Genomic DNA, 8,490 nt, shown 5'->3' on the forward strand with positions numbered 1-8,490 from the left:
TCCTGAAGATCGGGAAAGCGGGGAGTTCACTGAAGCGGGCAGTTCGAGAAAGCAGGGAGCAGGTGTGGGGGAGCGCTCAGGCGCCCCAGGACGACTGGGTGCCACCGACGCGCTCGGCGACGATGCGCTCCCGGTAGCCGGAGTCGGCGTAGGCGGCCATCGGGTCGGCGGGGAGTCCGCGCCGGGTGCGACGCTCGGCCAGCATCGGACGCACGTCGGTGTAGAAGGCGTCCATCAGAATTCCGTTCGCGCCCAACACGTCTCCGGATTCCTGCGCCGCGGTCAACGCGTCGGTGTCGACGAGCAGCGCGCGGGCGGTCATCTCCTCGACGTTGAGGACCGAACGGATCTGTCCGGGGATCTTCTCCTCGACGTTGTGGCACTGGTCGAGCATCAGGGCGACCGGGGACCCGGCGTCGAGGCCGCCGCCGCGGATGACCTCGAAGAGGATGCGGAACAGCTGGAACGGGTCGGCCGCACCGACGATCAGGTCGTCGTCGGCGTAGAAACGCGAGTTGAAGTCGAACGACCCGAGCTTTCCGAGGCGCAGCAGCTGCGCGACGATGAACTCGATGTTGGTGCCCGGCGCGTGATGGCCGGTGTCGAGGCAGACCATCGCCCGCTCACCGAGAGCGGTCACGTGGGCGTAGGAGGTGCCCCAGTCGGGGACGTCGGTGACGTAGGTCGCCGGCTCGAAGAACTTGTACTCCAACACGAGTCGCTGGTCGTCGCCGATGTGCTGGTAGATGGTCGCCAGCGATTCGGCGAGACGATCCTGGCGTCCGCGGATGTCTCCCTGACCCGGGTAGTTGGTGCCGTCGGCGAGCCAGATCTTGAGGTCGCGCGAACCGGTCGCGTTCATCACGTCGATGCACGCGATGTGGTGGTCGATGGCCTTCTGGCGCACGGTCTTGTCGGTGTGGGTCAGGCTGCCGAACTTGTAGTCGTCGTCCTGGAAGGTGTTGGAGTTGACCGTCCCGAGGTCGACGCCGAGATCCTTCGCGTACGCGGCGAGCGCGCGGTAGTCGTCGACGGTGTCCCAGGGGATGTGCAGGGCGACCGTCGGGGCGAGCCCGGTCAGCTGGTTGACGGTGGCCGCGTCGGCGATCTTCTCGTGAATGGTGCGGGGGGTGCCCGGGGTGCCGAACACCTTGAACCGGGTGCCGGAGTTGCCGAACGCCCAGGAGGGGAGCTCGATCTCGAGATTGTCGAGGATCGTCTCGTCAAAGGTGGTCATCAGTGTTCTTTCGGTTGGGTTTCCCCGCCGCCGGCGTCGGGGAACAGCCGGCGGCGGGGAAGTCGATGGACTGATACGTTTCAATCGAGCGGGACGGCCCGGTCGAGACGACTCAGACGGCGGTCTTGCTGGTGGACTCTGCAGTGGGTGCGTCGCCCACGACCGGGCTGTTCGTCGACACCGGGTGCTCGATGAGTTCCGGCGACAGCGGTGCGCCGTAGCGCTCGACCTCGATCTCCTGCAGCGTCTTGCCCTGGGTGTCCGGGGCGGCGATGGCACCGATGATCAGGGCCACGGTGAGCAGTGCGACCAGCAGGATGCCGACGGTGGTGAGTCCGGTGGCGGCCAGCATCGTCGGGAAGAAGTAGCTCAGCAGGCCGGTCGCGGTGCGGACGACGAAGAACATCACACCCTGAGCGCTGGCGCGGTATGGCGTCGCGAACATCTCGCTGGCCCAGAGGCTGTAGAACGCCTGCGCGCCGATACCTGAGGAGATACCCCACAGGACCGCGAAGATGAGCATCGTGGCGACGCCGCTGTCGGTGAACGCGACCAGCACGATCCAGGCGACGATGCCCAGTGCGGCGCCGAAGACGTAGAGCGCACGCTGCGAGACCCGATCGGCATATCGCATGAAGCCGAAGTAGGTCGCGAGGACGGTGCAGCCCCAGACGAGCACCTGCAGGAGGTTCTGCTGAACGGCGCTCTCGACACCCGCGGTCTCGTAGACACGGGGCATGAAGATGCCGGCCTGTCCGGCAACGGTGTTCCAGAACAGGTAGATGCCGCCGAGCAGCAGCAGCGCGGTGATGTTGACCTTCTTGGAGAACAGGCCCTTGATGCCGCGTGCACCGACCGATGCGGTGAGTTCGCGCGTCTCGTCGACGGCCTCGTCCTTCCAGATCTTCGACTCGGAGAGTCCCTGGCGGATCCACCAGACGACGGCGGCGACCACGAAGAGGTGCAGGAAGATGAGGCGCGATCCGAGCAGTCCGAGCGGTGCCAGTGCGGCGGCGAGGGCGAATCCGATCAGCGGACCGACCGACCAGGCGAGCTGCGCGGTACCGACGTGCTTGGCGCGTTCGACCGACGGTGCCTCCTCGGCGATGTAGGTCCAGGACGCGGGTACGCCGGCGCCGACCGCGAGGCCGGTGATGACGAACGCGGCCAGCAACATGGTGAAGTTGAGCGCGAAGGCGGCGAGCAGGACACCGACCATGTAGACGAGCAGGTCATAGGTGTAGATCGCCTTGCGGCCGTAGCGGTCGCACAGCGGGCCGCCGATCGCGGCACCGACCGCGGCACCGAAGGCGTTGGCGCTCAGCGCCGCGAGCAGTCCGACGGCGAAGTTGCTGATGCCGAACTCGTCCTGCCAGAAGCCGAGGCTGGTGGCGATCGCGATGATCGAGCCGGCTTCGATGTAGTTCGACATGGCGACCGAGATGGTCGCCCGCCAGCCGGTGGTGGAGCGCGCTCCTACTTTCATGGTGATTCCTTGCGTCGGAGATCAGTACAGAGGGTCGGGATCGGAGAGGTCAAACCGGAGTTCGTTGATGTCGGTGCGCCCGTCAGTACGTGTCGTGTGCTGCGTGTGTGCGGGGTCAGTCGAGGTGGAAGTACTCGAGGAGTTCGGTGCGGATCGTGTCCGGGTTCGCACCCCCGTCGCTACCCCCATCGCCGCCCGGGGCGGGGAGGAAGTACTCGGCCATGTGGGCCTGCCAGCGGGTGTTGACGTCGGTGGCCTCCATCGCGGCGGAGGTCGTCGCGAAGTCATCGGTCTCGAGGTAGCCGACGACCATGCCGTCGTCTTTCCGCAGGAACAGGGAGTAGTTACGCCAGCCGGTCTCGCGCAGTGCGTCGAGCATCTCGGGCCAGACCTCGGTATGCGCCTCGAGGTAGTCCTCGACGCGTTCGGGACGGAGGTGCAGCACGAAACAGACGCGCTGGGGCTCGGACATGGCTGCTCCTGACAGACGACGTGGGGGGAAACGCAGATCGTCGGGAGTAGGTCGTCTCGGCGAATTAAAACGTTTCAATTTGTGATGGCAGCAACACTAAGAGCGAGCTGTGAGGATGTCAAGACCTGTCTGGGGCAATCGGGTCCCGGCCGGGCAGGGGTGCGACATGATCATCGGAAACCGGTGAGGGCGACAGGGGATGGCGTGCGCGAAGCGAGTCGGGGAACGGGTGTCGGCGGTTCGGATCTGAGGGGGAAGACGGCCATCGTGACCGGCGGCGGCTCCGGCATCGGGGCGGCACTGACCCGGGCGCTGGTCGCCGGTGGCGCGGATGTCACGTGTGCGGACATCGATCTCGCCGCGGCCGAGCTTGTGGCGGCGGCGCTGGCCGGTGGGCGCGGTGGGGTCCGGGCCGTTCACCTCGACGTGACCGATGCCGCCGCGGTGAAAGATCTGGTCGACGATGTCGTCGCGCGGTCGGGCCGGCTCGATCTGATGTTCAACAACGCGGGGATCACGTGGGGCGGACCCACCGAGATGTTGTCGCTGGACCAGTGGAACGCCATCATCGACGTCAACATCCGCGGCGTCGTCCACGGGGTGGCGGCGGCCTACCCGGTGATGATCGGTCAGCGGTCCGGGCACATCGTGAACACGGCGTCCATGGCGGGCCTCGTGGCGGCCGGCTTGATTACCAGTTACGTCATGACGAAGCACGCGGTCGTCGGGATGTCGCTGGCGCTGCGCACCGAGGCGGCCGGGCACGGCGTCAACGTGACCGCCGTCTGCCCGTCCGCAGTCGAGACACCGATCCTGGACAAGGGCTCGGTCGGCGGATTCGTCGGCCGCAGATACTATCTCGCGAGCCAGGGTTCGACGAAGGCGTACGACGCCGACCGGTTGGCGCAGGACACCCTGGCCGCGATCGCCGCGAACCGGCCGCTTCTCGTCGTGCCGCGACGTTCCCGGATCTCCTGGCGCATGCAGAGATTGGCGCCCGGGCTCACCAATCGCCTTGCCGCGCAGTTCATCGCACGGCAACGCGCGGAGTTGCGGCCGGAGGGCTAACCTCCCGCGGTGCTGCTCAGGATGGCGACGATGACGCCGACAACAGTCAGCACACCGACGACCCACGCCATCGTCACCGCGACCCGTCTGCGCCCGAACCGTGCGGCGTTGATCGCGATACCGAGGCACACGAGGATAGCGATCGAGTAGACCGAGATCCCGAGGGTGAGCAGGGCGACCGAGGAATCGGCGAGCAGGACAACCCGTGTGGACATGGCATCGAGTACATCACCCCCGGACGCGCGCGACCGAATTCGGTGCCGCTGGTGCCCCCAGTCGGACTCGAACCGACACTGTGCCGATTTTAAGTCGCCGCCATGCTGTGCGGGGTAGTCCGCTGCGGTCTGGCGAATGCCCTCCGATCTGCGCGGACAACACGCAGCGCTCCGTTGCATTCCGCTCGGCATCGGCTGCACTTGTGACAACGTCGTGACACTTTCGTAGGTGCAGAAGGGGCAAGCAAGAACCGCTCGGCCATCAGCCGGTACAAGATGCCAGAGCCTCACCGACCTACGTGAGTAGACCCGGATGTGGCCTCACGGAGACACGCCTTGTGAGACGATCTGACGTCGTGGATGTCTGGAGAATCGAAGAGATCAGCGATGGCCGCTACCGTTTCCATGGCGTGCCGTCGGAGGCATATGGTCAGGTGCGTATCCAGGGCGATGTGGGGTCGATACCCATCCCTGGACCTGTGGACGCCCCGTTCGAGGTTGACCTTCCCGCGGGTGAGTACACGATCGGTTGGCACTGGATGAGAGGCCACACGGACGATCGCGCGGCCGGCACGTTTGAGGTTCCGCTAAATGGGTCGCATCAGGTCGTCACCATCACCGATTGATGAGCCTGCCACGCTCTTCTGCCACGGCCGCTGTGTGGGGGGGTGCCACCCTCCCCCCGGGGCCTGGCGCCGCCCAGGGCATAGGCGCGATCTATCCGCAGCATTTTTTCTTCCCGCCCATCTTCGTCCCACCGTCGAGTGATTGTGACGGGCGGAGCGGTGAGGAGTCCCCGCCCCGGGGGCAGAGTTACTAGGTGAGCCTGTCTGTTGTTTCGCCGTCCCATCGGTTCACGTCCGACCACCTACCAAACGTGGGGCGCGACGATGCCTCAACGACAGCGGGACCGTGTCGCCGGATGAGACGGTAGATCTCGAACTCGTCTGCGTCGACGCCTGCGTGTGGGTCAGAGATGAAAGTCCCGCCTGGATCGAGCATCTCAGCGGCCGCGATCGCCTCAGGTGTTCCGCCCTCTTCGGCCATGAATAGGCCGGCAGAGGCGCGCTCGGAGTAGTTCACGTGATCGGAGTAGGTCGGGTCGAGTATCCAGATGCGGTTGCCGGGTCGAGCGGTGAGGCGTGCTCGATGTTCGATGTACGCCTGAGTGAAGGTGTCCACGCTGAACGGCTGAGTGTCGAGGCTCTGGTCTGAGGATGTCAGTTCGCCTAGGAAGGACGGGCCGGAAGCGAAAGCGCCGGCGCGATACTGCGGGGGTACGCGCTGCCCTCCGTGCTCGATGAGCTCGTCCCGAATGTCGCCGGAAATCTCGAACCACCATTCGTCGCGCAGCCCCCGTGATTGCACGAGTTTGGCGACGATGTCTTGGGTCAGGCGGTATGCCTCCGGGGCTGCGTCGCCCCAGAAAGCATCAGAGACAACCGCGATGTCGTTCTGCGCTAGTTGAACGATTTCGTCTGCGGTCAGGTCCTTCCGTGGGTTGGCGATGAGGTCGGCGAGCGATGACTTCGACAGCGGGCTGTACCAGGACATGACAGAAAGGATATGCCGGTCATGGGTGCAGGATGCGGTTGACTTCGAGCTCCGACAGATGGCTCACCGCCGCGATCTCGGGCACGGACACCCCTGCAGCGGCCGCCTCACGCACGTCCCGCGCGACTCGAGCTCGGGTCTTGCTGGGCGCATCGATCCAGGAGAGTGTCGCGCATCCCAGTAGCCCGCCGCCGACTGTGAACAGCAGCGTGGCGACCGCGCCTTCGATTGACGTCACGAACAGCAAGGCCACCGCAGCGCCGACGATGCTGGCGACGCCGAGGAGGGCGAGTTGCGCGGTCTTCATGTCAGGCAGTCTAGGTGGGCCGATGCGTCGAGGCTGGCTCGTCCGGTAGATCGTCGATCGAAAGACTGAGCGGGACCGGAGTTCCGAAGAGCTGCACGACGATGACCTCGCTCGAGGCCGTCTGCACAGTCACGTATGTCACGACTCCATCGTCGTCGACCGCGGCATCATGCTGAATTGAGGAGACTCGACCGCGAACGACGCGGCCGTTCGGCTCCGACCACAGCGCAGTGAAGCTCCAGATGTCTGAACCATCAAGGCTCGCAGCGTTCTTCCATGCGGCCATCAGTGCAAATCCCCGCCCTGATCAGTGCTGTAGTTCATGCCGATGATGCTAGACAACGGCTCCGACACCAGATGTCGACCTACCATGCAGACATGACAATCAGTCTTCGCAACTTCCTCTACCTCGACGAGGCGGCTGTTGTTAATTACCTCAGCGTGCTCGAGGACGGCAACAGAGAGAGCGTTCAGAGAGAACAGGGCCGCTCGGGAAACTTCGGCGGTTCAGTTGGGCCCGGCCCGGCTCGCCTCGAAGGCGGTCGCAGCAGGCAGTACACAGAGACCGAGGAGGCTGTCGACACAATCGAGGCGAAGTACAACCGTCTGGTGAACCTCACTGCCAACGAACCGGACCTGTGGAATCGCGTGCTTGAACCGACCATGCTCGATGAGGCCAAGGCTGGCGAGATCGTGGAAATCGACGCCGAAATCTACATCCCAGACGCGGTCAAGGTTCTGCAGCGAGGCAGCGACCTTGGAAACATGTTTGACCTCATGGACACGCTCGGCGGAATGAGTGGTGAAGGCATCGAAGCCATGCCGTCCAAGCGCGAACGCGATGCCATGCGGTCAGTGTTGAAGCAGATGCCGGCCGAGCTCGTCGTTGTGGGTGAAGTCGATGACGACTGGAAGATCGCTGGCAGCCTCAAAGAGAGGTTCGTTCGCGATCCGGACCTCGAGGGCGATGTGACTGTCGTTGGCAAGGTTCGCAGGCGATGGGGACCCGACGAGTGGAAGCTTGTTCTGGCACTGCCCGGCATGACATCGCTGATGCCACGCGAGCAGCGACGGAAGCTGGAACGAGGTGGTCCGGGCGAAGGGGAAGACGGCCAGTTCGTGAAAGGACCCGGCCTGACACTGGACATCTTGGCCATCTACCGCTGAGCAAAGACCTCCCGTTGGAAAAAACGGATGGGGGGTGTGGCCAATGCCCTGAGTGGCGACGGGTGGCGGGGTGGGGTGGCCGCCCCCACCCCATCACCGATCGTCTTACCTGCTGGAGTTCGGAGCAGGGTCGTGGCCGAAGAGGTTGCTGACGTGGATGGGTTCGGCGTTCGTGCCTTCGCGTGCGACGTGGTTGCGTCTTGGGTGGTCGACGTCTCTGTGTGTGTCGCGGGGGAAGACGTCGGCGGCCAGGTCGCGAAGGTCGTTGTCGTCGGTCATGACTCGGTGATCCGTTCGTAGGCTCCGCCTTCGTATGCCGCGGCGGTTTGTTCGTCGACCGTGAGGATCGTGCCGGACGCGCGGTGACGGAGGCGGACGAGTGGGGGCTGAGGAGGCGTCGTGTCGGCGCTCTGCTGCTCGTTCATCGGAGGCTGCTCACCATGTAGGTGAAGCCGGCGCTCGCGAAGGTGTTGTACTCCTGGAGCTTCTTGAGATCCCGCATCTTCGACAAGGATTGGGGATTGTCGGCAGCGTGTTTGTCGATGATCTTGGACCAACCTTCGTTGAAGGCTCGGGCGAGGATCGCGGAGGTGAGGCTCTTGTCTCCGGACAGTGTTGCGCTGTCGAGGAGTCGTTGGGCTTCCTCACCGCTTTCGATCTTGCTGGCCCGGTCCTGTGCGTCGCGGTAGGCGATGATCTGGTTGGGGTCGCTGCTGGTTGTGGAGCTCAACCCGAACAGATCCTGTGACAGCTGCTGCTTGCGATCCTCGACGAGCTTGACCTCGTTCTGTCGGAGCTTCTGCATCTTCGCCTTGGCGGCGTCGTGGTACGCGCTGACGCGTTCACGCTTGCCGGAGTCGGACAGTGATGTGTCGTTGTTGATGGCCTGGGTCTCGCGCTCGTACTGGTTGCGCACCTGCTCTGCCTTGCTGCGGATGTCCGAGATCTGGGACTCGAGGAATTCGAGGGACATTGGTGGGGTGT

General features: G+C 64.6%; 13 protein-coding genes and 1 tRNA gene. 3 read left to right on the forward strand and 11 right to left on the reverse strand.

All coding sequences use genetic code 11. The features are described from left to right. Positions 1–76 precede the first annotated feature (76 nt). The 3 genes from rhaI to MAY35_RS18085 all read right to left on the reverse strand — a co-directional run bounded on the left by rhaI (position 77) and on the right by MAY35_RS18085 (position 3,195). Positions 77–1,237: an L-rhamnose isomerase gene (gene rhaI, locus MAY35_RS18075; protein ID WP_238422682.1), complete on the reverse strand. Its 1,161-nt coding sequence runs from the start codon at positions 1,235–1,237 to the stop codon at positions 77–79. A gap of 112 nt (positions 1,238–1,349) precedes the next feature. Further along, the gene (locus MAY35_RS18080) at positions 1,350–2,723 is read right to left on the reverse strand and encodes an MFS transporter (protein WP_238422683.1); all 1,374 of its coding nucleotides are present in this window, start codon (positions 2,721–2,723) and stop codon (positions 1,350–1,352) included. A gap of 115 nt (positions 2,724–2,838) precedes the next feature. Next, complete coding sequence (locus MAY35_RS18085) at positions 2,839–3,195, reverse strand: L-rhamnose mutarotase (RefSeq protein WP_238422684.1); 357 nt, start codon at positions 3,193–3,195, stop codon at positions 2,839–2,841. A 204-nt stretch (positions 3,196–3,399) separates the two neighbouring features. Between MAY35_RS18085 and MAY35_RS18090 the strand changes: the two genes are divergently transcribed. After that, positions 3,400–4,263 (forward strand): SDR family oxidoreductase, encoded by an 864-nt coding sequence (locus MAY35_RS18090; RefSeq protein WP_238422685.1) that lies wholly within the window; start codon positions 3,400–3,402, stop codon positions 4,261–4,263. Here the strand turns inward: MAY35_RS18090 and MAY35_RS18095 are convergent. Next, on the reverse strand, positions 4,260–4,478 hold the full coding sequence (locus tag MAY35_RS18095) for a hypothetical protein (protein WP_238422686.1): 219 nt from the start codon (positions 4,476–4,478) through the stop codon (positions 4,260–4,262). The genes MAY35_RS18090 and MAY35_RS18095 overlap by 4 nt on opposite strands. Positions 4,479–4,527: 49 nt before the next feature. Beyond that, positions 4,528–4,612, reverse strand: a tRNA-Leu gene (locus MAY35_RS18100). 222 nt (positions 4,613–4,834) lie between these two features. On the opposite strand from MAY35_RS18100, the gene MAY35_RS18105 reads away from it, so the two are divergent. Next, positions 4,835–5,104: a hypothetical protein gene (locus MAY35_RS18105; RefSeq protein WP_238422687.1), complete on the forward strand. Its 270-nt coding sequence runs from the start codon at positions 4,835–4,837 to the stop codon at positions 5,102–5,104. Between the two features lie 190 nt (positions 5,105–5,294). Here MAY35_RS18105 and MAY35_RS18110 read toward each other — a convergent pair whose 3' ends face one another. From MAY35_RS18110 to MAY35_RS18120, 3 genes are read right to left on the reverse strand one after another with little or no spacing between them, the layout of a single operon-like run. Next, the gene (locus MAY35_RS18110; protein WP_238422688.1) at positions 5,295–6,032 is read right to left on the reverse strand and encodes a hypothetical protein; all 738 of its coding nucleotides are present in this window, start codon (positions 6,030–6,032) and stop codon (positions 5,295–5,297) included. Between the two features lie 19 nt (positions 6,033–6,051). Beyond that, entirely contained in the window at positions 6,052–6,339 is a 288-nt protein-coding gene (locus tag MAY35_RS18115; protein ID WP_238422689.1) for a hypothetical protein, read from the reverse strand. A gap of 10 nt (positions 6,340–6,349) precedes the next feature. Continuing rightward, entirely contained in the window at positions 6,350–6,625 is a 276-nt protein-coding gene (locus MAY35_RS18120) for a hypothetical protein (protein ID WP_238422690.1), read from the reverse strand. A gap of 92 nt (positions 6,626–6,717) precedes the next feature. Here MAY35_RS18120 and MAY35_RS18125 point away from each other — a divergent pair, with 92 nt between their 5' ends. Then, positions 6,718–7,506 (forward strand): hypothetical protein, encoded by a 789-nt coding sequence (locus MAY35_RS18125; RefSeq protein WP_238422691.1) that lies wholly within the window; start codon positions 6,718–6,720, stop codon positions 7,504–7,506. Between the two features lie 105 nt (positions 7,507–7,611). On the opposite strand, the gene MAY35_RS18130 is transcribed toward MAY35_RS18125, so the two are convergent. From MAY35_RS18130 to MAY35_RS18140, 3 genes are read right to left on the reverse strand one after another with little or no spacing between them, the layout of a single operon-like run. Then, positions 7,612–7,785: a hypothetical protein gene (locus tag MAY35_RS18130; protein WP_238422692.1), complete on the reverse strand. Its 174-nt coding sequence runs from the start codon at positions 7,783–7,785 to the stop codon at positions 7,612–7,614. Next, on the reverse strand, positions 7,782–7,931 hold the full coding sequence (locus MAY35_RS18135; protein WP_238422693.1) for a hypothetical protein: 150 nt from the start codon (positions 7,929–7,931) through the stop codon (positions 7,782–7,784). Before MAY35_RS18135 ends, MAY35_RS18130 begins: the two co-directional genes overlap by 4 nt. Next, positions 7,928–8,479, reverse strand: coding sequence for a hypothetical protein (locus tag MAY35_RS18140; RefSeq protein WP_238422694.1), 552 nt, complete (start codon positions 8,477–8,479; stop codon positions 7,928–7,930). The genes MAY35_RS18135 and MAY35_RS18140 overlap by 4 nt, the downstream gene beginning before the upstream one ends. Between the last annotated feature and the right edge of the window lie 11 nt (positions 8,480–8,490).

It is taken from the genome of Gordonia sp. 'Campus' (assembly GCF_022206305.1).
GTDB lineage: Bacteria > Actinomycetota > Actinomycetes > Mycobacteriales > Mycobacteriaceae > Gordonia.

What these genes read in the sequence shown, in the direction of transcription:
- rhaI (WP_238422682.1), bottom strand. Translation starts at nt 1,237, where the DNA reads ATGACCACCTTTGACGAGACGATCCTCGACAATCTCGAGATCGAGCTC.
- MAY35_RS18080 (WP_238422683.1), bottom strand. Translation starts at nt 2,723, where the DNA reads ATGAAAGTAGGAGCGCGCTCCACCACCGGCTGGCGGGCGACCATCTCG.
- MAY35_RS18085 (WP_238422684.1), bottom strand. Translation starts at nt 3,195, where the DNA reads ATGTCCGAGCCCCAGCGCGTCTGTTTCGTGCTGCACCTCCGTCCCGAA.
- MAY35_RS18095 (WP_238422686.1), bottom strand. Translation starts at nt 4,478, where the DNA reads ATGTCCACACGGGTTGTCCTGCTCGCCGATTCCTCGGTCGCCCTGCTC.
- MAY35_RS18110 (WP_238422688.1), bottom strand. Translation starts at nt 6,032, where the DNA reads ATGTCCTGGTACAGCCCGCTGTCGAAGTCATCGCTCGCCGACCTCATC.
- MAY35_RS18115 (WP_238422689.1), bottom strand. Translation starts at nt 6,339, where the DNA reads ATGAAGACCGCGCAACTCGCCCTCCTCGGCGTCGCCAGCATCGTCGGC.
- MAY35_RS18120 (WP_238422690.1), bottom strand. Translation starts at nt 6,625, where the DNA reads ATGGCCGCATGGAAGAACGCTGCGAGCCTTGATGGTTCAGACATCTGG.
- MAY35_RS18125 (WP_238422691.1), top strand. Translation starts at nt 6,718, where the DNA reads ATGACAATCAGTCTTCGCAACTTCCTCTACCTCGACGAGGCGGCTGTT.
- MAY35_RS18130 (WP_238422692.1), bottom strand. Translation starts at nt 7,785, where the DNA reads ATGACCGACGACAACGACCTTCGCGACCTGGCCGCCGACGTCTTCCCC.
- MAY35_RS18135 (WP_238422693.1), bottom strand. Translation starts at nt 7,931, where the DNA reads ATGAACGAGCAGCAGAGCGCCGACACGACGCCTCCTCAGCCCCCACTC.
- MAY35_RS18140 (WP_238422694.1), bottom strand. Translation starts at nt 8,479, where the DNA reads ATGTCCCTCGAATTCCTCGAGTCCCAGATCTCGGACATCCGCAGCAAG.